The following is a 22,951-nucleotide window of genomic DNA, read 5'->3' as shown; positions in this document are numbered from 1 at the left end:
CGAACCGGGCGCAGCATGGGTGGCCGCCGACCGGGCGATCAGTGCCGCCGAGCGCTCCGGAGACACACTGCTTATGGCCGAGGGAGCGTTTCGCCTGACGCTGGTATTCCAGGCCGCTCGGAGACTTGACCGTGCACAGCAGACGGCGGCTACAGCGGCTGTCGCCCTGGAGGACCGGGCGGAGGCGGGTGAGCCGGAAGCGCTCTCGATCTGGGGTGCTCTCCACCTGCAACTAGCCGTGGTGGCTGCCCGCCGCAACGATGCGGAAGCGGCCTACGACGAGCTCGCGATCGCCCGCCGTGCGGCCGAACGGCTCGGCGTGGACAGGAACGACTACAACACCGAGTTCGGCCCGACCAACGTCGCGCTTCACGAGGTTGCGGTGGCGGTCGAGCTGGGGGACGCGGGTCGGGCGCTGCGGGGAGCTGCGAACGTGGATCCGTCCAGCCTCTCGGCTGAGCGACAGGGCCGCTTCCTCATCGATGTGGCTCGCGCTCATGCTCAGCGACGGAACGTGGCTGGTGTGGTCGAGACGCTTTCTCGTGCAGTCGAGGTGGCGCCGGAGCAAGCGCCGGCTCATCCACTGGTGCAACGGCTCGTGACGGACATGCTGCGGTCGGATCAGGCCGACGAGCCGGGCCTTCGTGAACTTGCGGACCGGCTTGGCCTGAGCTGAGCGAGTCCACGTAGGACGAGCCTGCTCCCAACCCAATCGCCCGTTACCAACCCAACCGGTTGGTAGCGGGCGATTTCTATGCGCGATCTTCAATCTCCCACACTCAAAGTGTTGCCCCGTACTAAAAGTGCGGCTAGCGTGATGGCATGCGGCGCGAGCCGTAGCAAACGCCGAAGCCGGCCGAAGGTCGGCGGCAGATGAGAGGGAGTGGACAGTGGCTGTCCCGAACACGATCAAGGTTCCGGTTCCGTTCGACTACGTGTTCCCGCACGGTGCGCTGTGCCTGGGTGTGGAGCCGGTGACGGACTTCGACAAGCGCGGCCAGGGCGACGACCAGGCCCGCGACAAGGAGTCGGGCGAGCGCCTGTGGGTGGTCAAGGTCCTGGACCTGGACCCGGAGGCCGGGAAGTTCGGCGGCTCCAAGGAAGTCAAGGTGAAGATCGCCGCCCCGGTGCAGCCGGTGCCGCCAGCGTCGAAGATCCCCGGCTACCCGCCGGCGGTGCAGTTCACCGACGTGACCCTGACCCCGTACGTGGACTCGCAGCGGTGCAAGGGCTCGGGGAAGTGCCGGGCGCGGCAGGCGTGGTCGATCCGCGCCGGGGCCATGAGCGAGCCCGCGGCCGTGAAGCAGGCGGCCTGACCAGAACAGAACGCGCGGGGCGGGCTTCCTCCGCCAAGACGACTCCCGCCCCGCGCCTCACCCTCGTCTCCCTTGAAAGGAGTGGGTTGATGCCCACGCTAGCTGAGGCTGCCCGCATCGCCGGGAATCCGCGCCCCGCCCCCCGCCGCACCACGCACCGCCGCACCGTCATGCGCCTCGCCGGCCCCGGTATCCGGGCCGCCCGCGAGGTCTACACCACCATCCCCGCCGACGCCGTCCGGGTCGCCGCCCTGGTGGAGATCTCCGCCGCCGCCGCAGCCCTCGCCCGGACCGTGGTCAAACTGCGGCACCTCGACCCCGACCTGATCGCCCCGCACGTCTCCGACCGGATCGACCTGCGGGCGGTGCTCGGCCGTGGCCGCTGGTTGCCGACTATGACCCGTCACGTACCCGCCCCGCTGTCCGGTCCCGTGGACCTGGCCGCGCTGATGCCCGCCCGTCCGGCGCCGCGTCGTCGGGTGGTGCGTCGTCGGCCGGTCGCTCCGGGGCAGGGTTCGCTGCTCGCCTCGTTGCGGGAGGGCTGATCGATGCCGCTGGTCAACGTGATCCGGGGTGACCGGATCGACTCCGCGCCGATCAACGTGCGTACCCCGTTCATCCGCGTCCCGATGTGGTTGGCCCTGACCTGGTGGACCCTCAAGGCTCTGGTCCGTCTGGTCGTCGTGGCGGTGCGGTTCTGGTACGTCACCACTCCGGCCGTGTTCTTCACCTGGCTCTACCTGCGGTGGGACTGGCTCGGCCCGGTCGGCTTCCTCGCCCTCGTCGCCGTCGTCGCCACCGGCTGGGCCTTCGGGCACCGGCCGTCGTTCCTGCGGTTCGGGTGGTGGCCGGTCCTGGCCTGCTACCGCCGCATGGCCTACCGGCGGAAGTGGATGGCCGCGATGGTGACCGCCAAACTCGCCGTCTCCTTCGACCGGCACACCGTCCTGCCCGTGCTCAAGCGCGTCCGCTGCGGCGGCGGTGTCGACGTGGTGGCGGTTCGAATGGTCACCGGGCAGATCCCCGACGACTTCGCCAAGGTGGCCGAACGCCTCGCCCACACGTTCGGTGTCCGGCAGGTCAAGGCCGTGCCGGGTGGGCGGCCGGATGTGGTGCTGCTGCACCTGTTCCGCGGTGACCCCCTCGCCAAGCTCGTCCGCCCCGTGCCGGTACCGGCGGTGCCGGAGTTCACTGCCCTGCCGGTCGGTCGGCGGGAGGACGGCGACGGGTATGAGCTGCGGCTGTTCGGGACTCAGGTCCTGGTCGTGGGCGCCACCGGCTCCGGGAAGGGCTCGGTCATCTGGTCCGTGGTCCGCTCGCTCGCCGCCGGGGTCGCCTCCGGGCTGGTGCAGATCTGGGGCCTGGACCCGAAGGGCGGCATGGAACTCGGGATGGGCGCACCCATGTTCACCCGCTTCGCGTGCAAGGACTACACGGCCATGTGCGAGCTGATCGAGGAAGCCGCCGCCGTCGCCAAGGACAGGGCGAGCAAGCTCTACGGGCGGACCCGGCAGCACACGCCGACGCCGGATGAGCCGCTCATCGTCCTGGTCATCGATGAGCTGGCCAATCTCACCGCCTACCTGACCGACCGGCAGCTCAAGGACCGGATCAAGGCCGCCCTCTCGATCCTGCTCTCGCAGGGCCGCGCGGTCGGCGTCCACGTCGTCGCCGCGATCCAGGACCCCCGCAAAGAGGTGCTGCCGTTCCGCGACCTGTTCCCCACCCGCATCGGCCTGCGCCTCGCCGAAGCCGCACAAGTGGACCTGGTGCTCGGGGACGGGATGCGCGACCGGGGCGCACTGTGCGACCGGATCCCGCAAAGCCTGCCGGGTGTCGGGTTCGTGGCCATCGACGGTGACCCGACTCCGATGCGGGTGCGGTTCTCGTACCTGTCCGATGACGAGATCCGCGACATGGCCCACACCTACGGCCGCCTCCGCGTCATCGACGGCGAATTTCTGGACGGTGCCGCATGAAGCCTCACCCCACCCACAACCGCGCCGAACGTGTCGAGGGCCTGGTCCTGGTGCTCATCCTCCTGGCCGTGGCCGGCTTCGCCGGGGCCGCCTCGTTCACCCACGTCAAAGACTGGACCCTCGACAACAGCCCCGCCGGCACCGGGGCGTGGTTCGGCTGGGCCAACGCCGTCATCTCCGAACTCGTCCCCGTCGCCGCCCTGCTCACCATCCGCCGCCGCAAGCGCACCGGCGGCTCGATCCGCTACCCCATGTTCCTGCTAGTCGCCGCCGTCGCCTTGTCTCTGGCCGCGCAGCTCGCCGTGGCCAAGCCCGGCCTGTCCGGCTGGCTGCTCTCTGCTGTGCCGGCCCTCGCCTTCATGGGCCTGTCCAAGCTCATCCTCACCACCACACCCGCCCCGGAACCCGCCGACGAACCCGCCCCCGCCCCGGCTGCGTCGGTCGTCACCCCGCCGGCTCGGCCGGTCGAGCGGCCGGCCCCGCCCGTCGAGTCGACGCCGGCTGTCGAGCCTAAGCCCATGGTCCTGGTCCCGGTCGAGCCGACCCGTCCCGCCACGGCACCGGTCGCCCCGGTGCCGCCGGCCGCCTTCGTCCGTAACGGCACTCCGCTGACTCGGGAGGTGACCCGATGAAAGAGCACTTCTTCTCGACCCTGTTCCTGGTAACCGGCCTCGCCGTCTTCTGCTGGGACCAGTACCGGCTATCCGCCGCCCGCTACGAACTCGCCGCCCTGCAACGCGCCACCCGCCGCGACCCGCTCACCGGCCTGGCGAACCGCACCGGGCTGGCCGACGCCTGGACCCAACTCGCCCCGCTGCGCCCGTGGGTCCTGGTAGTGGACCTGGACGGCTTCAAGCCTGTCAACGACACCCACGGCCACGCCGCCGGGGACATCGTGCTCACCGCCGTCGCGCAACGCCTGCGCACCGTTCACGGTGTCGCCGCCCGCCTCGGCGGAGACGAGTTCGCCGCCCTGCTCCTCGACCCGAACCCGGCCGCGGCTGCCCGCCAGCTGGCCGCCGCCATCGCCACGCCGGTCCGGCTTCCCTCCGGCATCGCGGTGTCGGTGACGGCCAGCATCGGCCTCGCCCCCGCCCACCCGGCCGGGCTCGCCGCCGCCCTGGGCGACGCCGACGCGGCCATGTACCGGGCCAAGACCACCCGGACCGGCGTCGCCGCCTTCGACCCGCTCCGCGACGACCACACCACCACCGACCCCCGCCCCACCCTGCGGGTCCGCGACCTCGCCCCGACGCTGGGGGTGGGCCGATGACCCTCACCCCGACGCTGCCCGGCCTCGAACCCGCCCCCGTGGTGGAGCCGAGGCCGGGCTCCCGGGCCGCCCGGATGCTCATGCCCCGCTCCGTCGACGTCGTGGCCGATCTCGCCGCCGACTACGGGGTTTGTACCCGCCCCGTGTCCCTGCGCCGCACCGACCTCGACTCCGGGCAGACCGAGGTCATCGACATGCCCTGCGGGGCCACCCAAGAGGCCAAGTGCCCGGCCTGCGCCACCCGTGCCCGGCGGCTGCGGCAGCAGCAGATCCGGGAGGGCTGGCACCGCGACGACGAACCCGACCCCGGCCCCGCCCCGGCCACTGATGCGCAACGCGGCCTGATCGTCGCCCGCGCGCATCTCGAGTTCGCCCGCGACGAATCCGCCCGCGCCTCCCAGTGGGATCAGGTCGCCGACCTGGACGACGCCATCGCCGAGCTGGAAGGCCAGATCACCACCGAGGGCATGCGGGGCCGACCCGCACCCCCGCACGCCACCGACGACCAGGAGGACGGCGACGGCAAGCGGCGGGTCCGGTCGACCAAGCGCCGACAGGACGCCCCCGACCTGCCCCGCCTCCAGGTCGAGAACCGCACGGTCGGGCGGACCTACGAGGGCCACGGCGGGCAGGTGTTCCGGCCGTCGATGTTCCTCACCCTCACCCTCGGCTCCTACGGCCGCGTTCACTCCGATGGGACGCCGGTCGACCCCGACACCTACGACTACCGGCGGGCCGCCTGGGATGCCGTGCACTTCCCCCGCTTGCTGGACCGGTTCTGGCAGAACCTGCGCCGCGCGGTCGGCTGGAATGTCCAGTACGCCGGTGCCGTCGAGCCGCAACGACGCCTCGCCCCGCACGCACACTTCGCCATCCGGGGCACTATCCCCCGCGCGCTGGTCCGGCAGGTTGCGGCCGCGACGTATCACCAGGTGTGGTGGCCGGCCGCCGACGAGCTGATCTACGAACCGGCAAGGGCGCCGCAGTGGAACGCCGACGCCGCCGGCTACACCGACCCGACCACCGGGGATCTGCTGCCGTCGTGGGATGACGCCCTGGACCTGGTCGACGCCGACCCCGACGCGGAACCCGTGCACGTCGTCCGCTTCGGCGTTCAGGTCGATGCGAAGGGCGTACTCGCCGGGACCAAGGACGCCGACCGGTGCGTCGGCTACATCACCAAGTACCTGACCAAGCAGGCCGCCGACTGCCACGACGTGACCACCAGCCGGCAGCGCGCCCACCTCGAACGCCTCTGGCAAGAGCTGCGCCACACGCCGTGTTCGGAACGGTGCGCCAACTGGCTGCTCTACGGCGTCCAGCCGAAGAAGGCTCGCCCTGGGTTGCGGCCGGGCAACTGCAAGAACAAGGTCCACAAGCGGGAAACCCTCGGCATCGGTGGGCGCCGCGTTCTGATTTCTCGGCAGTGGTCCGGCAAGACGCTGACCGACCACCGGGCGGACCGGAAGGAGTGGGTCAAGGCCCTGCTCGGCGTCACCACCGACGCAGCCACCGCCCCGGCCGGCTCCGACGTGGTACGGCACGCGTGGGAACTCGCCAAGCCCACAGACCCGGACGTTGCCCCGCTCGGACATCGGGTCCTGCGGGCGATCTCGGAACGCATCCAATGGCGCGTCCAGCTCAACGCGGCGAGACGGGCCGCCGACCCGCCTGATGTTTCGGCAACTGCGACCAACCCGTCCGATGACAAGGAAGGAGCAGGCGCGTGACGGAGAGAAAGAGCGTCCGACCCGCTGAGGCTGCGGCGCTTCTCGGCGTCTGCCGGGACACCGTCTACGTGCTAATGCGCTCGGGGCGGCTCCGTTCGATCAAGGCTGGCCGGGCTCGCCTGATCCCGCTGGCGGCGATCGATGAGTTCCTGTCGGCTGATGAGGAGTTCGCGGCATGACCGGTCGGCGTCGGCGTTCTCATGGTGAGGGCTCGGTGTACGAGCAGCGGCCGGGTGTGTGGGCGGCGGTGGTCGACCTCGGTTGGATCGACGGAAAGCGGAAGCGGAAGTACGTCTACGCCAAGAGCGAGGCTGAGGCGGTCCGGAAGCGGGACAAGCTGCGGCGCCAACTCCAGCTCGGCGTCGACCTCACCGCGCAACCTCGGACCGTGGAAGCCTGGTTGACCGAGTGGCTGCGGGATGTGAAGGCGCACGACGGCACCCGGCCGTCAACGCTGGTGCGCTACCGCTTGGCGGTGAGCAAGCACCTGGTGCCGGGGCTGGGTCGGGTGAAGCTCGACCGGTTGACGCCTCGGGACGTGCAGCGGTTCCTGACCGGGCTGCGGGGCAAGCTCGCGCCGGCCAGCATCATCAAGGTGCACGCCGTGCTGCGGGTCGCACTGGCCGACGCTGAGCGGATGGACCTGGTGCCCCGCAACGTCGCCAAGGCAGCCAAGCCGCCGGCCCTCGGCCGGATCGAGCGACGCGCCCTGACGCCCGAGGAAGCCAAGACGCTGCTGTCGGTGCTGACCGGAGACCGGCTGGAATCGCTGTTCGTCCTGGCGCTGGCGACCGGGCTCCGGCGGGCTGAGCTGTTGGGCCTCCGCTGGTCGGATATCGACCTGTCCGGGCGGGCGCTGTTCGTTCGGCAAACGCTCCAGCGGACCGATCGCGGCCTGGAGTTCGTGCCGCCGAAGACGCACCGGTCCAGCCGGCCGGTGCCGCTGTCTGCGTTGGCTGTGCGGGCGTTGGAGTCACAGCGGGTGCGCCAGGCCAGGGAGCGGCTCACCGCCGGGGAGGTGTGGTCGGATCTGGGCCTGGTCTTCGCCAGCACCATCGGTACCGCGATGGAGCCGCGGAACGTCAACCGGCGCTTCGAGCAGCTCCGCGCGGCGGCCGACCTGGACTGGCTGCACCTGCACGACCTGCGGCACGCGTTCGCCACGTTCCTGCTCGACCAGGGGGAGGAGCTGCGGACCGTCATGGAGCTGCTTGGACACTCCACGATCCGGATGACGGCCGACACCTACGGCCATGTCCTGCCCGCGCGAGCTCGTCAGGCTGCCTCGGCCATCGATCGACTGCTGGGCGAGGAGGGAACGGCATGACCGCTTGGCTGTACAAATGGCTGTACTCGCGACCGAGATCAACCAAGGAAAGTGCTGGTGGAGCCCAGGGGACTCGAACCCCTAACCCCTGCCTTGCAAAGGCAGTGCTCTGCCAGTTGAGCTAGGGCCCCGGAAGCGGACGACGCCGCTGGTCAATTGTGGCCGACGGTCGGTTCAGCGCAGGTCGGGCGCGGTGGTCGCCTCGTGCCAGAGGGCACGCTCGTCGTTGGAAGCCTTGATCTTCTTGGCCACGACCGCGGCCACGCCGATGACACCGGCGAGAATCAGAAGCTTCTTGACCATTGGGGTGACCCCTTGCGCTCGACTGGCCGTCGGAGGACGTGCGGTGGGGCTAGCTGGAATCGAACCAGCGACCTCAGAGTTATCAGCTCTGCGCTCTAACCGACTGAGCTATAGCCCCGCGTAGCGACGAGCAAGGTTAACCCATCCGCGCGCGCCGCCCCAAATCGGGGGTGGCCCCGCGCGCTGCCCGTCGCCGTCGAACCTACCGGAACGCCGAACGCCGGGACGACCGCTTTTCGCGGCGCCCCGGCGTCCGATGTCGATCAGTCCCGCTCGGCGAGGGTCAGCTCGATTCCGCCGACCATGTCGGCGCAGACGTTGTAGACGAACGCCCCGAGGGTGGCCAGCGCCGTGAACAGCACGACGTTGACCAGACCGATCAGCGCCGAGCTGAGGATCACGCCCTTCGCAGTGACCTGGAAGCCGTCCGTGCTCTGCCCGCCGGCGTTGAACAGGTCGGTGAGGCTGTCGTTGACGCTCTGGAAGACGCCCATGGCGTCCAGGGCCAGGTACAGCACCGAGGTGGCCACCACGACCACGATGAAGAGCACCACCGAGACGGCGAATGCGAACTTCATCACGGACCAGGGGTCGATCCGCTTCAGGTTCAGCCGGGCCCGGCGCGGTCCGCGGGACGCGGCCGAACTCACGGACGAACGCGCGGCGCGTACCGCGTCACCCACCCGCGCCGCCCCGACGGCGGACGGGTTGCCGAGGCCGGCGGGGAGGCTGCCGCCGTTCGGTGGCCGGCCCCCGGGTCCCGGCCGGGTGGCCTCCGGATTGGCCGTACCGCTGACCCGGGTCTGGGTGCCGGTGCTGGCCGCGCCGGCCCGGACCGGGATCTGCTGGGTGCTGCTGCTCGACGGCCGGGCGGCGGCCGCCTTGGCCGCCTCGGCCGGCACCGCCTGGGTCTTCTCGCTGGACCCCTCGTCGTCGGTCGGCTTGTCCGGCGGCGGTGTCATCCCGGGAGCCCGGGTGAATTTCGGGGCAGGCGCGTCGGCGGGGACCGTCGCGCGGCCCACGGCCGCTCGGCCGGTCGCCGATGCGCCGCCTCCTGCGGCCTCCTCGTCGACCGGGTTGGCCGAGGACCCCGCGTTCCCCGACTTCGCCTGTGTCTCCGTCATTCAACTAGTCCTGTTCGTCAGGCTCGTCGGCATTGCGAGCAATCGCCACGATAGTCACGCCGTCCGGAAGGTCCATCAGCTTGACCCCCATTGTGTTCCGGTCACGCGTACGGCGTACAGGCTTCACGGGAGTCCGGATGACGCCACCGTTACTGGTGATCGCGAACAGCTCGTCGTCCGGATCGATCACCACCGCGCCGACCAGACCACCGCGTCGCTCTGTGATCTTCGCAGTCAGCACGCCTTTACCTCCCCGGCCCTGGACCGGGTATTCCTCGATGGGGGTACGTTTCGCATATCCCCCGTTCGTCGCGACCAGGACGTCCAGACCCGGCCGGACGACCTCCATGGCCAGCAGCACGTCGTCCTCGGTGAAGCGCATCCCGATCACGCCCGAGGTGGCACGACCCATCGGCCGCAGCGCCTCGTCGGTGGCGTTGAACCGGATCGCCTGCGCCTTCTTGGAGACCAGCAGCAGGTCGTCCTCCGGCCCCACCAGCGCAGCGCCGACCAACTCGTCCTCATCGCGCAGGTTGATGGCGATGATGCCGCCGGAACGGTTGGAGTCGAACTCCTCAAGCCGCGTCTTCTTCACCAGGCCGTTCTTCGTGGCCAGTACCAGGTAGGGAGCCACCTGGTAGTTCGGAATCTCGATGATCTGTGCGATCTGCTCATCGGGCTGGAACGCGAGCAGGTTGGCCACGTGCTGGCCCTTGGCCACCCTACTGGCTTCCGGAAGCTCGTACGCCTTGGCCCGGTAGACCCGACCCTGGTTGGTGAAGAACAGGATCCAGTCGTGCGTCGAGCAGACGAAGAAGTGGCTGACGATGTCGTCCTGGCGCAGGGTCGCGCCGCTGACGCCCTTGCCGCCTCGGCGCTGCGAGCGGTACTGGTCGACCCGCGTGCGCTTGGCGTACCCGGTGCGGGTGATGGTGACCACCACGTCCTCGCGGGCGATGAGGTCCTCCATCGAGACCTCGCCCTCGAACGGGATGATCTTCGTCCGCCGGTCGTCGCCCCACTTGGCGACGATCTCGCCCAGCTCCTCGGAGACGATCTTCCGCTGCCGCTCGGGCTTGGCGAGGATGTCCTTGAGGTCGGCGATCTCGATTTCCAGCTTGGCCAGGTCGTCGAGGATCCGCTGCCGCTCCAGCGCCGCGAGGCGGCGCAGCTGCATGTCCAGGATCGCGGTCGCCTGGATCTCGTCGATCTCCAGCAGCCGGACCAGGCCCTGCCGGGCGTCCTCGACCGTGGGCGAGCGCCGGATCAGGGCGATCACCTCGTCGAGGGCGTCCAGCGCCTTGGACAGACCGCGCAGGATGTGGGCCCGCTCCTCCGCCTTGCGCAGCCGGAACGCGGTGCGCCGGCGGATGACCTCGATCTGGTGCTCGACGTAGTAGCGGATGAACTGGGCGAGGTTGAGCGTGCGCGGCACCCCGTCGACCAGCGCCAGCATGTTGGCGCCGAACGTCTCCTGGAGCTGGGTGTGCTTGTAGAGGTTGTTGAGCACCACCTTGGCGACCGCGTCGCGCTTGAGCACGAGCACGATCCGCATGCCGGTACGCCCGGAGGACTCGTCGCGGATGTCGGCGATGCCGCCGAGCTTGCCCTCCTTGATCAGATCGGCGATCCGCTCGGCGAGGTTGTCCGGGTTGACCTGGTAGGGCAGCTCGCTCACGACCAGCGCGGGGCGGCCGCGCTTGTCCTCCTCGACCTCCACCACGGCCCGCATCCGGATCGATCCGCGGCCGGTCCGGTAGGCGTCCTGGATGCCGGCCTGGCCGACGATCAGGCCGTGGGTCGGGAAGTCGGGGCCCTTGACGATCTCCAGCAGCGCCTCGAGGGTGGTCGCCTCGTCGGCCTCCGGGTTCTCCAGGCACCACTGCACCGCCGCGCCGATCTCGCGCAGGTTGTGCGGCGGGATCTTCGTGGCCATGCCGACCGCGATGCCCTCGGAGCCGTTGATCAGCAGGTTCGGGATCCGGGACGGCAGGATGGTGGGCTCCTTGGCCCGGCCGTCATAGTTGTCCTGCAGGTCGACGGTGTCCTCGTCGATGTCCCGCAGCATCTCCATGGCCAGCGGGTCGAGCTTGCACTCGGTGTACCGCATGGCCGCGGCCGGGTCGTTGCCCGGTGAGCCGAAGTTGCCGTTGCCGTCGACGAGCGGGTAGCGCAGCGACCACGGCTGGGCCATCCGGACCAGCGCGTCGTAGATCGCCGAGTCGCCGTGCGGGTGGAACTGACCCATCACGTCGCCGACGACCCGGGAGCACTTCACGTAGCCGCGGTCCGGCCGGTAGCCGGAGTCGAACATCGCGTAGAGGATCTTGCGGTGGACCGGCTTGAGCCCGTCCCGGACATCCGGCAGCGCACGCCCGACGATGACGCTCATCGCGTAGTCGAGGTAGGAGCGCTGCATCTCCACCTCGAGCCCGACCGGTTCGATCCGGTCGTGCGCGACCACGGCACCGGCGGCCTCGGCGGCCTCGGGCTCGTTCGGTGTGGACTCGGGAGAATCGGTCACTGTTTACCCTTATCAGACTGAGAGTCGTTTTCGTGCTGTGGATAACCGCTGTGGAAACCGGCCTAGCTGTGGATAACTCTGTGGACCGGCGGGTCGATCGGTGGATGTCCGGCCGACCCGCCGGCGACCGTCAGATGTCCAGGAACCGGACGTCCTTGGCGTTGCGCTGGATGAACGACCGGCGTGCCTCGACGTCCTCACCCATGAGCACGCTGAACAACTCGTCGGCGGTTGCCGCGTCGTCGAGCGTGACCTGACGCAGGGTGCGGGTCGCCGGGTTCATCGTGGTCTCCCACAGCTCGGGGTAGTTCATCTCGCCGAGACCCTTGAACCGCTGGATGTCGTCCGGCTTCGCGTTCGGCTTCTGCTGCTGGCGCAGCGCGATCAGGCCGTCGCGCTCCCGGTCGGAGTACGCGTACTGGGCGTCGTCGCCCCGCTTGTTCCACTTGATCTTGTAGAGCGGCGGGGCGGCCAGGTAGACGTGCCCCAGCTCGACCAGCGGCCGCATGAAGCGGAAGAGCAGGGTGAGCAGCAGCGTCTGAATGTGCTGACCGTCGACGTCGGCGTCCGCCATCAGCACGATCTTGTGGTAGCGCAGCTTCTCGATGTCGAAGTCGTCGTGGATGCCGGTGCCGAGCGCGGTGATGAGCGCCTGGACCTCGTTGTTCTTCAGCACCCGGTCGATCCGGGCCTTCTCCACGTTGAGGATCTTGCCGCGGATCGGCAGGATCGCCTGGGTCCGCGGGTCGCGACCCTGCTTCGCCGAGCCGCCGGCCGAGTCGCCCTCGACGATGAAGACCTCGGACTCGCGCGGGTCGGTGGACTGGCAGTCGGCCAGCTTGCCGGGCATCGAGCCGGACTCCAGCAGCGACTTGCGCCGGGCCAGCTTGCGCGCCTGCTGCGCGGCGATCCGGGCCCGGGCCGCCTGGGAGGCCTTCTGGATGATGGTCTTCGCCTCGGCGGGGTTGCGGTCGAACCAGTCGACCAGCCACTCGTTGCAGACCCGCTGCACGAAACTCTTGACCGGGGTGTTGCCGAGCTTGGTCTTGGTCTGCCCCTCGAACTGCGGGTTGGCGAGCTTCACCGAGATGATCGCCGCGAGCCCCTCGCGGATGTCCTCGCCGGAGAGCTTCTCGTCACCCTTGAGCAGCTTGCGGTCGGTGCCGTACCGGTTGACCACGCTGGTCAGCGCGGCCCGGAAGCCCTCCTCGTGGGTACCGCCCTCGTGGGTGTTGATCGTGTTGGCGAAGGTGTAGACCGACTCGCCGTACGACTCGTTCCACTGCATGGCGATCTCGACCGACATGCCCTCCTCCTCGGCGCCGAACTCGACCACCGTCCGGTGGATCGGGTTCTTCGAGGCGTTGAGGTGCCGGACGAAGTCGGCGATACCGCCCTTGTAGAGGAAGGTCACCTCGCGCGGCTTGCCCTCCTCACCCTCCGCGACCCGCTCGTCGAGCAGGTGGATGGTGAGGCCGCGGTTGAGGAAGGCCATCTCCTGGAGGCGCCGGTAAATGGTCTGGAAGTCGAAGTCGACGGTCTCGAAGACCGTCGCGTCCGGCCAGAAGGAGACCGCCGAGCCGCTCCGGTCGGTCGGCTCACCCTTCTCCAGCGGGCTGGGCTTGGAGTTGGCGTACTGCTGCCGCCAGTAGAAGCCGTCCTTCTGGATCTCCACCGCCATCCTGGTGGAGAGGGCGTTCACCACCGAGACGCCGACGCCGTGCAGGCCGCCGGAGACCGCGTAGGCCTTGCCGTCGAACTTGCCACCGGCGTGCAGCACGGTGAGCGCCACCTCGACACCGGGCTTCTTCAGCTTCGGGTGCAGGTCGACCGGGAAGCCACGACCGTTGTCGGTCACCCGGACGCCACCGTCGGCCAGCAGCACCACGTCGATGGTGTCGCAGTAGCCGGCGAGGGCCTCATCGACCGCGTTGTCCACTACCTCCCAGACGAGGTGGTGCAGACCCCGCTCGCCGGTCGACCCGATGTACATACCGGGCCGCTTCCGGACCGCTTCAAGCCCTTCGAGAACGGTGATCGATTCTGCGCCGTACTGCTGGTTGTCCTGCGCTGCCACCCTCGGCCACTTTCTCGCACCGTCAGCACCGCAGGTGGGCGCTTCGGGCGCGGGGTTCGGCGGACAGGACGCGACGTCGGCGCGGACCGGCACCGGATAGTCCGGTCACGGGTCGGTACGCGCCGGTCGCCGCGGTTGCCCGCGGATCGCGATCGGCTCAACCCGACGTGGACAATGATCGCGGGCCCTTTCTGGGGCCCGGGTCTCCTCGCTCCGCATCGGGTCTTCGTCTCTACGCCAATCTTACTGTGCGTTGGGGGTAGAACCGCCACTCGGCACCCTCGCAAAGCGGCTGAGAACTCCGTAGCGGGCCGAATCGCCGCGTCCGCGACTCCCCCCACGCAAGAAGCCAAGATCGACGGGCCGGGCCGCTCGCGGGTGCACCCGGGGTCGGGCGGGTCGAGGGGTCGCGGAGTGGGCGGTGGTGCCGTACCTTGGCGGCGGTCCCCGACAGGACTTGATCTTTCTGGCCCGGAACCGGACGATCGAGTCGATCGACCCCACACGTGCTGTTAAGAGGTGACCCCAGATGGGGCTGGACAACGTCGCGGTCCACTGGCCGCGTACCGGCCGCTTCTACGATCCGGTCGCGCCGGCCGAGTTCGTCGACTTCGGCGAGATCGTCGATCTGCCGAATATCTCCGCGCCGACAGCCGCGCTGGCCGAGTTGATCGCCAAGACCGGCACGGTCCGCGCGACCGGGTACACGGAGCTGGTCGATCTGCTGCTCGGCCTGGAGGGTGTGCTTTACGCCACGGACGCCGCGGCCGAGGACGAGGATCCGGTGATCGACCCGGACGGCTGCGGTTGGATCGCCGACGGCATCGAGCGTTTCGTCGCCGGGCACCGGGCGTACGGCGAGGCGGTCACGTTCGAGTCGGTGAGCGAGGTGCTGGGCAAGCTGCTCGCCGACGGACGCCTCGCCGAGCAGCAGCTGCGCTGGCTGGATGGGCGACTCGACGCGCTGCGCGACGAGAGCGGCGAGCCGCCGCAGTGGAACTTCACCTGCGCCGAGCTCAGCGTCCTGGCCGCGTTCTACCGGCGCTGCGCCGACCGGGGCTTCGCCGTCTACGCCGAGTCCGCCGCCCCACGCCGGGCCACCCACTCCTGACCGCGGCCGGCCCGGTCCGCCGAAGCGAGCCCGGTCCGCTCCTCAGGAGGCCGGCTCGGCGCCGGCCCGGTTCGCGGCGGCGATCACGGTGGTCAGCGCGGCGTGCAGCTGCTGCAACTCCGCCACCGGAAGTCCGAGCCGGGCCACGACCGCGGCCGGGATCTGCTCCGCCTGGGCCCGCAGCGCCGCCCCGGCGGCGGTCAACGTGACCGCGAGGCTGCGCTCGTCGCCGGCCGCCCGCTCCCGGCGGACGTAACCGGTCGCCTCCAGCCGCTTCAGCAACGGGGAGAGGGTGCCCGGGTCGAGCTGCAGCAGCCGGCTGAGTTCGCGCACGGAGAGCGGGGCGCGCTGCCAGAGCGCCAGCATGACCAGGTACTGCGGGTGGGTCAGCCCCATCGGCTCCAACAGCGGGCGGTAGACCGCGACGACGCTGCGCGCGGCGACCGAGAGCGCGAAGCACACCTGCTCCTCCAGGGCCAGCGGATCCCGCCCCGCCACCTCGTCGCGCACTGCTCGCCTCCCTCGTAGACCGGTGCTATCGTACCGTCATTTGGTGCCCCAATAATTGGTACACCAACTGTTGGGGGTCCAACCATCAGGGAGGTGGGTGGCATGGGTGAGCAGAAGCCGGTCCCGGCACCGGGTGAGGGCGGCCGGCTCATGAGGTGGGCGTACCGGCACCTGGCCGGCCCGGCCGAGGTCCAGGGCGCCGTCCAGGGCGGCTCGGCGATGGCCCGGGAACTGTGGAAGCAGGACCTGGAGAACCGCAAGCGCTACAGCCGGGAGCAGCGCGAACGCAAGCGCGCGGCGCGCGAGGCCCGCAACGGCGGCTGAGCCGCCGCGATCAGCCGTACGTGTCGCGTGGGCCGCGGCCACGGACCCGGCGCGGCCCGCGGGACCACGACGGCGCCGCCGGACCGTGGATGTGCAGCTTGCGCACCACGTTGTGACCGACTTCCCGGGCGATCTGCTTCAACAGTGAGCCGGCGAGCAGGCGCAGCTGGGTCGCCCAGGCGGTGGAGCGGGCCTCGACCGTCAGCTCACCGTTCTCCAGCTTGACCGGGCGGCTGTTCTGGGCCACCTCCGGCCCCACCACCCGCTCCCAGGCGCCGAAGACGGTCGCCTCGGCGGCCGGCTGCTGCCAGCCGCGGGCCTTCATCAGCCGGTTCAGCACCGCACCCAGCGGCTGCGGGTCACGCGGATCCGGCCCGGGGCCCGAGTAGCCGCGCAGCCTCCGCTCGCCACCACCGGCTCCCCCGGGGGCGGCCCGCCGGCGGGTCTTCGCCGTCGACTCCCGCCGGGCCCTCGCCGCGTCCAGCACCGCCCGCGCCAGCTGCGGCCCCGACACTCCGTCCGACCCGCCCGCCTCGGCGCCGTCGCCCGCCGGGCCCGCCTCGGGCACCGCGTCCCGCCGGGTGCCGGAGCCCGGGGTGGCCCCACCGTCCGCCGCGGTCCCGCCCCGTCGGGCGCCGGGGCCACCGCCGCCCGGCACGCCACCCGCTTCGGTACGCGCACCGGGGTCACCGGTCGAGGCGGTGCGGCTCCGTCGCCCCGCCTGCGGGCGCCCCTCCGGCATCCGTTCCGGATCATTCGGCACGGCGTACCGTCCCCTCGCCCACCTCGTACCGGGCGCCGCGCAGGGCCGCCGGCACGTCGTCGTCGACGGCGCAGGTCACCAGCAGCTGACTCGCCCCGGCGACCAGCTCGGCCAGCCGCTCGCGGCGTCCTGCGTCCAACTCGGCGAACACGTCGTCGAGCACCAGCACCGGCTCGACCCCGTCGGCGCGCAGCAGGTCGTACCCGGCCAGGCGCAGCGCCAGCGCAAAGGACCAGGACTCGCCGTGGCTGGCGTACCCCTTCGCGGGCAGCGGACCGAGGGTGAGGGCCAACTCGTCCCGGTGCGGGCCGACCAGCGTCGTACCCCGCTCGATCTCCGCCGACCGCGACTCGGCCAGCGCGGTCGTCAACGCCTCGGCGAGCACCGTCCGGTCCACGGTCGGCTCGGTCAGCTCCACCGACGGCCGGTACGCGATGGCGGCCGCACCACGCCCGGCGGCCACCGCGTCGTACGCCTTCGCCACGTGCGGCGTCAGCGCCGCGACCAGCTCCAGCCGGCCGGCGAGCAGCTCCGCCCCGTGGCGGGCCAGGTGGGTGTCCCAGACGGCGAGCGTCGAGAGGTCACCACCCCGCGACCCACCCGTCTTACGAGCCAGGTACGCGGTGCGCAGCAGGGCGTTGCGCTGCTTGACCACCCGCTCGTAGTCGGCCCGCACCCCGGCGAACCGGGGCTGCCGGCTGACCAGCAGGTCGTCCAGGTAGCGGCGCCGCTCCGCCGGGTCGCCCCGGACGAGCTCCAGATCCTCCGGGGCGAAGAGCACCAGCCGCAGCGCGCCGAGGACGTCCCGGGCCCGGCGGGCCGGCGAACGGCCCAGCCGTGCCCGGTTCGCCTTGCCCGGAACGATCTCCAGCTCTACGAGCAGCTCCCGCCCGTCGTGCACGACCGCGCAGCGGATCACCGCCGAGCTTGCGCCCATCCGCACCAGCGGCGCGTCCGTGGCGACCCGGTGGCTGTCCAGGGTCGCCACGTAGCCGAGCGCCTCGACCAGGTTCGTCTTGCCGACGCCGTTGGCCCCGATCAGGACGTTCGCCCCCGGCTCCAGGTCGACGCCGACCCGCTCGTACGAGCGGAAGTCGACCAGTTCCAGCCGGCGGACGTACACAGGTTGTGGTTACCGTCAGCGCTTACGAACGGCGTGCCCGCCGAACTGCTGGCGCAGCGCGGCCACCGCCTTCATCGCGGGCGAGTCGTCCTGACGCGACGCGAACCGGGCGAAGAGCGAGGCGGTGATGACGTTCAACGGCACGGCCAACCGGACCGCCTCGTCCACCGTCCACCGGCCCTCGCCGGTGTCCTCGGTGTAGCCGCTCAGCTCGGCCAGCTCCGGGTCCTCGTCGAGGGCCCGGTCGAGCAGGTCGAGCAGCCAGGAGCGGACCACGGTGCCCTCACGCCACGACTTGAAGACGCCGGGCACGTTGGTGACCAGCTCGGAGGCGGCCAGCAGCTCGTAGCCCTCGGCGTAGGCGTGCATCAGGCCGTACTCGATGCCGTTGTGCACCATCTTCGCGTAGTGACCGGCACCGACCGGCCCGGCGTGCACGAAGCCGAACTCGCCTTCCGGCTTGAGCGACTCGAAGATCGGCATCAGCCGGGCGACGTGCTCCTCGGAGCCGCCGACCATCAGCGCGTACCCGTTCTGTCGGCCCCAGACGCCACCGGAGACGCCGACGTCGATGTAGCCGATGCCCTGCTCGTTGAGGCGCTCGGCGCGGGGGGCGTCGTCGCTGAACCGCGAGTTGCCACCGTCGATGATGATGTCGCCCGCGTCGAGCACCTCGGCCAGCGCGTCGATCGTCTCGTCGGTCACGCCGGCCGGCACCATCACCCAGATCGCCCGCGGCGACTCGAGCTTCTCGGCCAGCGCCCCGAGAGTGGCGACGTCGCTCAGCTCCGCGTTGTGGTCGAAACCGACCACCTCGTGGCCGGCAGCGCGCAACCGCTCGCGCATGTTGCCGCCCATCCGGCCGAGTCCTACCAGGCCGAGCTGCATGTGTTCTTACCTCCGGTGCGTGGGTGTTGCGGGCTCGATCAGCGAGACACGCGGATCGGCATGATGAGGTAGCGATACCCGGGGACGACCTCGCCATCCTCGCCGGCGGGTGAAATCACCGCGGGCTTGAAGGCATCGACGAACGAGAGCACCGCGGTCTGCGCGCCCAGGTTGGTGAGGCCGTCGATCAGGTACTGCGGGTTGAAGCCGATGGTGAGCGGGTCGCCGGTGAAGGTGGCCTCCATCGCCTCGCTCGCCCGCGCCTCCTCCGAGCCGCCGGCCTCCACGACCAGCCCGTCGGCGCTGAAGCTGAGCAGCACCGGAGTGGTCCGCTCGGCGACCAGCGCCACGCGCTTGACGACCTCGATCAGGGTGCTCACCGACACCCGCGCGTCGGCGTTGTGGCTGCTCGGGAAGAGCGAGCGGACCGGCGGGTAGTTGGCGCCGTCGAGCAGGCGACTGGTCGTACGCCGGGTCCCGCCGGCGAAGCCGATCATGCCTTCGCCCGCGCCGCCGGCGGCCAGCGCCATGGTGACCTCGCCACCGAGCGGGCCCAGTGCCTTGGCGGTGTCGTGCAGGGTGCGCGCGGGCACCAGGGCGTTGATACTCACCTCGGGGTCGTCCGGGTTCCACTGGATCTCGCGCAGCGCCAGCCGGTAGCGGTCGGTGGCGAGCATCGCCAGAGTGGATCCGGAGAGCTCGATCCGTACGCCGGTCATCATCGGCAGGGTCTCGTCACGCCCGGCGGCGATGGCCACCTGGGCGACCGCGGCAGCGAAGGTGGCCGCGTCGACCGTGCCGGCGCTCTCCGGCATCTCCGGCAGCGACGGGTAGTCCTCCACCGGCATGGTGGGCAGGGTGAACCGGGCGCTGCCGCAGACCAGTTCGAGGTGCGCCCCGACCGCGGCGATGTCCACCGGCTTCGCCGGCAGCGCCTTGGTGATCTCGGCGAGGAGCCGGCCGGAGACCAGCGCGGCCCCGTCGGCGTCCCCCTGGACCTCGACGGTCACCTGGCTGGAGACCTCGTAGTCGAACCCGGAGACCTGCAGGTTGCCGTCGGTGACCCGGAGCATCACGCCGGCCAGTACGGGAACGGACGGCCGGCTGGGCAGGCTCTTCGCGGTCCAGGCCACGGCCTCGGCGAGCGCGTCGCGCTCCACTCGGAACTTCATCAATGCCTCCGCGTCGACGTCGACGACCACTCTCTCATGCCGACCGCTGCCTGCCGACCCGCCCGACCGTGCGGGTGCTCATCGCACCTTAAGTCGCGACGACATCGGCTGTGTGCCCGACCCCACGGAGGGAGTCCCTGCTCACCGCTGCCGAGGCAGCGTCCGGCCCGATCCACAGAAAGTCCAACGGTGATGATTGGTTTTTGTTCTTTCAGAAGAGATAACTCATCGTCTTCATCGCACCTGTGCAAACTGTGGAGAACCGATGTTTGCGCAGGTGAGACAGGTTATCCACCGGTGATTTAGCTGTGGAGAACCGGGGTGTAACCCGGGGGTTGTGTCCACAGGCCGCCTCCGCCCCCAGGTTGTCCACCGTCGTCCACCGGTTATCCACCGACAATCCACCGACTTTCTCCCCAGGCCTGTGGACTACGCAGACCGTCTCGACCGCCGTCATCCCCAGAACCTTCAACAGCTTGCCCACAGGTCGGCCGTCATCGGTGGATGACGACGCCGTTGTCCCCAGCCGTCCACACGCCGTCCCCAGGGTTTGTCCACAACCTGTGGGTAACGGAGCCCGGACCGACCGTAGTTATCCACCGACGGTGGAGAACGGGATGTGGACAACGAGCGGGGGCGGTGGACGGACACGGGCCGATCCTGGGGGCTCGACCGGCTCGAAGGTCAAGCCGACCGGGCTGTGGAAAGCGTCGAGCCCCGCCGTGGGCGGGGCTCGCGTGGATCGGTGCCGCTGCGGTAGCGGGTCGGGCCGCGTACGTCTCAGGTGTTCTGCTTGATCCGGTTGGTCAGCTCGGCGATCTGGTTGTAGAGCGAACGGCGCTCGGCCATCTGCTGACGGATCTTCCGGTCGGCGTGCATCACCGTGGTGTGGTCGCGTCCACCGAACGCCTGCCCGATCCGGGGCAGTGACAGCTCGGTCAGCTCCCGACACAGGTACATGGCCACCTGCCGGGCGTTGACGAGCACCCGGGACCTGGACTGACCGCGCAGGTCCTCCAGACTCACCCCGAAGTAGTCGGCCGTCGAGGCCATGATCTGGTCGGCGTTGATCTCCGGCCCGGCGCCGTCGGGCATGAAGTCCCGGAGCACCTCCTCCGCCAGCGACAGCTCGACCGTCGACCGGGTGAGGCTCGCGAAGGCGGTCACCCGGATCAGCGCACCCTCCAGTTCCCGGATCGAGTTCGACACCCGCGAGGCGATGAACTCCAGCACGTCCGGCGGGGCGTACATCCGCTCCTGCGCTGCCTTCTTCTGCAGGATCGCGATCCGGGTCTCCAGGTCCGGCGGCTGGATGTCGGCCAGCAGCCCCCACTCGAACCGGGTTCGCATCCGGTCCTCGAGGGTGGCGAGCTGGCGCGGTGACCGGTCGGAGGTGATCACGATCTGCTTGTTGGCGTTGTGCAGGGTGTTGAAGGTGTGGAAGAACTCCTCCTGCGTCCGTTCCCGGTTCTCCAGGAACTGGATGTCGTCGATCAGGAGGATGTCCACATCCCGGTAGCGCCGCTGGAACGCGCTGGTCTTGTCGTCCCGCAGCGAGTTGATGAAGTCGTTGGTGAACTCCTCGGTCGAGACGTACCGGACCGAGCGGGCGTTGCCGAGGGTCGTGGCGTAGTGCCCGATGGCGTGCAGCAGGTGGGTCTTGCCGAGCCCGGAGTGGCCGTAGATGAAGAGCGGGTTGTACGCCTTGGCCGGAGACTCCGCCACCGCGACCGCAGCGGCGTGCGCGAAGCGGTTCGACGAGCCGATGACGAACGTCTCGAACATGTACTTCGGGTTGAGCCGGTTGCCGCCCGTGTCGGCGCCGGGGAGTCGTCGCTCGTCCCGCCCGCCCGGTCGGTGATCCGTACCACCACGGCCGGGTCCGCTGTCGGTGCCGTTGTCGCGCGGCAGCGCCCGGATCACGTGCTGATCACGGGGCGACGGCCCGTCGTCGCGGTACCGGGGCTCGTAGGGGCTGGTGTCCGGCCCCGGCGGGTCGAGTCGGGCCGCCTGCTCGTCGAAACTGCGGCGCTCCGGTCCGCTCAGCGGGGTCGGAGCCGGCGGGGGCGGCGTCGGGTCGCCGAAGGCGGCGCTGAAGAGCGTCTCCTGCGCGTCCCGCCCGCCGAAGTCGGCGTGGTGGGGTTCGCCGAGCGCCGGATGCTCCAAGGCGTGCTCGGCGTGCGGCTGTTCGGGGATCTGCGCCGCCGGTCGCGCGGGGCCGCCGTGCGCAGCGGCGTCAGCGGGGTACGCCGCGTCGAGCAGGGTCGCCGGCCCGACCGTCGGGTCGACCGGCCCCGGTTCCGGGGTGCTGCGGTAGACGGTTCCGGCCGGCCGCCCGGCGGGATCCTCGGGGACCCGGACGGTGACCGCCACCTGGATCGGCCGGCCGAGACGCCGGGTGAGCGCCTCGGTGATCGCCGGGCGCAGCCTCGACTCGATCACGTCCCGGGTGAAGGCGTCCGGTACGGAGAGCAGCGCGGTGTCCTCGACTATCGCGCGCAGTCGGGTCAGCCGGAGGTAGGCCCGCTGCTGGGCGGAGATGATCTCGTCGGCGAGCTCGTCGGTCGTCGCCGTCCATACCGCGGCAAGATCGGTCGAACCGGCCACCGTCGTGCCACCCCCTCGCCTCTGCTCCCCGGCCGTGGCTGTCTGCCAGCCGGCCGTCGCGGGCCCGCCGCGTTCGCGCGGATGGCGCTTCACCACCCGAACGGCCGACCAGTCGTCGTCCACAAGTTATCCACAGCCTGTGTACCGACCGATTGTGGCCGTTCGTCGGACGCGGGTGGGACCTGCCCCTGCCTGATCGAGCGCTGAAGCAGGTACACCGTGCCGAACGATTAACTACCTTGTCCGGTCTTGCCGGGCGGCGACGCCTCAACCCCCGACGCCGACCGCAATCGGGCACGGTAACAGCGTTGTCCCTGCGCCATCAACCGGCGACGCGGCCCGTACGTTCTCGGTATGAGTGAAAACCGCCGCTTCGGTCGTCGGCGCGTCCGCGAGGACCGGGGGTGTGCTGTTTGACGGTCATTGCCCCCCTGCGTAGGCTGGAGCGGCTGCTCTCACGCCCTCTGTTAGGGTGATGGGTGCTCGCTGCCCGACTGGATCCCCCGCGTCAAGGGGGTTCCCCGGTCGCCCGGCAGCGCCGATCGGAGGCCACCCCGCAGTGGCCTGGACCACCACACGACTCCCGGGTCCGCAAGAACCCGGGACGTAGGACAACGGAGAGCCTGACGTGAGCAAGCGCACCTACCAGCCGAACAACCGCCGGCGTGCCAAGACCCACGGCTTCCGGCTGCGCATGCGCACCCGGGCCGGGCGGGCCATCCTCTCGACCCGTCGCGCCAAGGGCCGCGCCCGCCTGTCGGCCTGAGGCCGACCGGGCAGGGCCGGGGGGACGTGGGGCA

At 70.4% G+C, this 22,951-nt stretch carries 21 protein-coding genes, 2 tRNA genes and 1 pseudogene; 12 read left to right on the top strand and 12 right to left on the bottom strand.

Annotation, left to right across the window (positions count from 1 at the left end; genetic code table 11):
- From D7147_RS28555 to D7147_RS28515, 9 genes and pseudogenes are all read left to right on the top strand, one after another.
- Window positions 1-676: pseudogene (locus D7147_RS28555) on the top strand (helix-turn-helix domain-containing protein); the annotation flags it as partial.
- A 214-nt stretch (window positions 677-890) separates the two neighbouring features.
- Window positions 891-1,316, top strand: coding sequence for a hypothetical protein (locus tag D7147_RS28550; protein WP_120683146.1), 426 nt, complete (start codon window positions 891-893; stop codon window positions 1,314-1,316).
- Between the two features lie 89 nt (window positions 1,317-1,405).
- Window positions 1,406-1,861 carry a hypothetical protein gene (locus tag D7147_RS28545; protein WP_147437462.1) on the top strand — a complete coding sequence of 152 codons (456 nt, stop codon included), beginning with the start codon at window positions 1,406-1,408 and terminating at the stop codon, window positions 1,859-1,861.
- A gap of 3 nt (window positions 1,862-1,864) precedes the next feature.
- The gene (locus tag D7147_RS28540; protein ID WP_120683142.1) at window positions 1,865-3,295 is read left to right on the top strand and encodes an FtsK/SpoIIIE domain-containing protein; all 1,431 of its coding nucleotides are present in this window, start codon (window positions 1,865-1,867) and stop codon (window positions 3,293-3,295) included.
- Window positions 3,292-3,927 carry a DUF2637 domain-containing protein gene (locus D7147_RS28535; protein ID WP_120683140.1) on the top strand — a complete coding sequence of 212 codons (636 nt, stop codon included), beginning with the start codon at window positions 3,292-3,294 and terminating at the stop codon, window positions 3,925-3,927. Before D7147_RS28540 ends, D7147_RS28535 begins: the two co-directional genes overlap by 4 nt.
- Window positions 3,924-4,568, top strand: coding sequence for a GGDEF domain-containing protein (locus tag D7147_RS28530; protein WP_120683138.1), 645 nt, complete (start codon window positions 3,924-3,926; stop codon window positions 4,566-4,568). Before D7147_RS28535 ends, D7147_RS28530 begins: the two co-directional genes overlap by 4 nt.
- Complete coding sequence (locus D7147_RS28525; RefSeq protein ID WP_120683136.1) at window positions 4,565-6,298, top strand: replication initiator; 1,734 nt, start codon at window positions 4,565-4,567, stop codon at window positions 6,296-6,298. The genes D7147_RS28530 and D7147_RS28525 overlap by 4 nt, the downstream gene beginning before the upstream one ends.
- Window positions 6,295-6,477, top strand: a complete 183-nt coding sequence (locus D7147_RS28520) for a helix-turn-helix domain-containing protein (RefSeq protein ID WP_120683134.1) — start codon at window positions 6,295-6,297, stop codon at window positions 6,475-6,477. Before D7147_RS28525 ends, D7147_RS28520 begins: the two co-directional genes overlap by 4 nt.
- Complete coding sequence (locus tag D7147_RS28515) at window positions 6,474-7,625, top strand: tyrosine-type recombinase/integrase (RefSeq protein ID WP_120683131.1); 1,152 nt, start codon at window positions 6,474-6,476, stop codon at window positions 7,623-7,625. Before D7147_RS28520 ends, D7147_RS28515 begins: the two co-directional genes overlap by 4 nt.
- A 55-nt stretch (window positions 7,626-7,680) precedes the next feature.
- On the opposite strand, the gene D7147_RS28510 is transcribed toward D7147_RS28515, so the two are convergent.
- The 6 genes from D7147_RS28510 to gyrB all read right to left on the bottom strand — a co-directional run bounded on the left by D7147_RS28510 (window position 7,681) and on the right by gyrB (window position 13,653).
- Window positions 7,681-7,756, bottom strand: a tRNA-Ala gene (locus D7147_RS28510).
- Between the two features lie 43 nt (window positions 7,757-7,799).
- On the bottom strand, window positions 7,800-7,928 hold the full coding sequence (locus D7147_RS33275; RefSeq protein WP_222864512.1) for a DLW-39 family protein: 129 nt from the start codon (window positions 7,926-7,928) through the stop codon (window positions 7,800-7,802).
- Between the two features lie 44 nt (window positions 7,929-7,972).
- Window positions 7,973-8,046 (bottom strand) — tRNA-Ile (locus D7147_RS28505).
- Between the two features lie 145 nt (window positions 8,047-8,191).
- Window positions 8,192-9,052 carry a DUF3566 domain-containing protein gene (locus D7147_RS28500; RefSeq protein ID WP_120683129.1) on the bottom strand — a complete coding sequence of 287 codons (861 nt, stop codon included), beginning with the start codon at window positions 9,050-9,052 and terminating at the stop codon, window positions 8,192-8,194.
- A gap of 4 nt (window positions 9,053-9,056) precedes the next feature.
- Window positions 9,057-11,576, bottom strand: coding sequence for a DNA gyrase subunit A (gene gyrA / locus D7147_RS28495; RefSeq protein WP_120683127.1), 2,520 nt, complete (start codon window positions 11,574-11,576; stop codon window positions 9,057-9,059).
- 130 nt (window positions 11,577-11,706) lie between these two features.
- Window positions 11,707-13,653 (bottom strand): DNA topoisomerase (ATP-hydrolyzing) subunit B, encoded by a 1,947-nt coding sequence (gene gyrB, locus D7147_RS28490; RefSeq protein ID WP_120683125.1) that lies wholly within the window; start codon window positions 13,651-13,653, stop codon window positions 11,707-11,709.
- Between the two features lie 529 nt (window positions 13,654-14,182).
- Between gyrB and D7147_RS28480 the strand changes: the two genes are divergently transcribed.
- Window positions 14,183-14,764, top strand: a complete 582-nt coding sequence (locus D7147_RS28480; RefSeq protein ID WP_120683121.1) for a hypothetical protein — start codon at window positions 14,183-14,185, stop codon at window positions 14,762-14,764.
- Window positions 14,765-14,806: 42 nt separating this feature from the next.
- On the opposite strand, the gene D7147_RS28475 is transcribed toward D7147_RS28480, so the two are convergent.
- A complete protein-coding gene (locus tag D7147_RS28475; RefSeq protein ID WP_120683119.1) occupies window positions 14,807-15,274 on the bottom strand; it encodes a MarR family winged helix-turn-helix transcriptional regulator in 468 nt (155 codons plus the stop codon).
- 102 nt (window positions 15,275-15,376) lie between these two features.
- Between D7147_RS28475 and D7147_RS28470 the strand changes: the two genes are divergently transcribed.
- Complete coding sequence (locus tag D7147_RS28470) at window positions 15,377-15,598, top strand: hypothetical protein (protein ID WP_120683118.1); 222 nt, start codon at window positions 15,377-15,379, stop codon at window positions 15,596-15,598.
- Between the two features lie 10 nt (window positions 15,599-15,608).
- On the opposite strand, the gene D7147_RS28465 is transcribed toward D7147_RS28470, so the two are convergent.
- From D7147_RS28465 to dnaA, 5 genes are all read right to left on the bottom strand, one after another.
- Entirely contained in the window at window positions 15,609-16,166 is a 558-nt protein-coding gene (locus D7147_RS28465) for a DUF721 domain-containing protein (protein WP_120683194.1), read from the bottom strand.
- Between the two features lie 184 nt (window positions 16,167-16,350).
- A complete protein-coding gene (gene recF / locus D7147_RS28460) occupies window positions 16,351-17,484 on the bottom strand; it encodes a DNA replication/repair protein RecF (RefSeq protein WP_120683116.1) in 1,134 nt (377 codons plus the stop codon).
- A gap of 15 nt (window positions 17,485-17,499) precedes the next feature.
- Window positions 17,500-18,372, bottom strand: a complete 873-nt coding sequence (gene gnd, locus D7147_RS28455) for a phosphogluconate dehydrogenase (NAD(+)-dependent, decarboxylating) (protein WP_120683114.1) — start codon at window positions 18,370-18,372, stop codon at window positions 17,500-17,502.
- Between the two features lie 38 nt (window positions 18,373-18,410).
- A complete protein-coding gene (gene dnaN, locus D7147_RS28450; protein WP_120683112.1) occupies window positions 18,411-19,544 on the bottom strand; it encodes a DNA polymerase III subunit beta in 1,134 nt (377 codons plus the stop codon).
- A gap of 780 nt (window positions 19,545-20,324) precedes the next feature.
- Complete coding sequence (dnaA, locus tag D7147_RS28445; RefSeq protein ID WP_120683192.1) at window positions 20,325-22,151, bottom strand: chromosomal replication initiator protein DnaA; 1,827 nt, start codon at window positions 22,149-22,151, stop codon at window positions 20,325-20,327.
- A gap of 628 nt (window positions 22,152-22,779) precedes the next feature.
- Between dnaA and rpmH the strand changes: the two genes are divergently transcribed.
- Window positions 22,780-22,917 carry a 50S ribosomal protein L34 gene (gene rpmH / locus D7147_RS28440; protein ID WP_007073824.1) on the top strand — a complete coding sequence of 46 codons (138 nt, stop codon included), beginning with the start codon at window positions 22,780-22,782 and terminating at the stop codon, window positions 22,915-22,917.
- Window positions 22,918-22,951 lie beyond the last annotated feature (34 nt).

It is taken from the genome of Micromonospora musae (assembly GCF_003626545.1).
Taxonomy (GTDB): Bacteria; Actinomycetota; Actinomycetes; order Mycobacteriales; family Micromonosporaceae; genus Micromonospora; species Micromonospora musae.
Note: the sequence above shows the minus strand (reverse complement) of the source record. Positions and strands in the feature narration are given on the sequence as shown.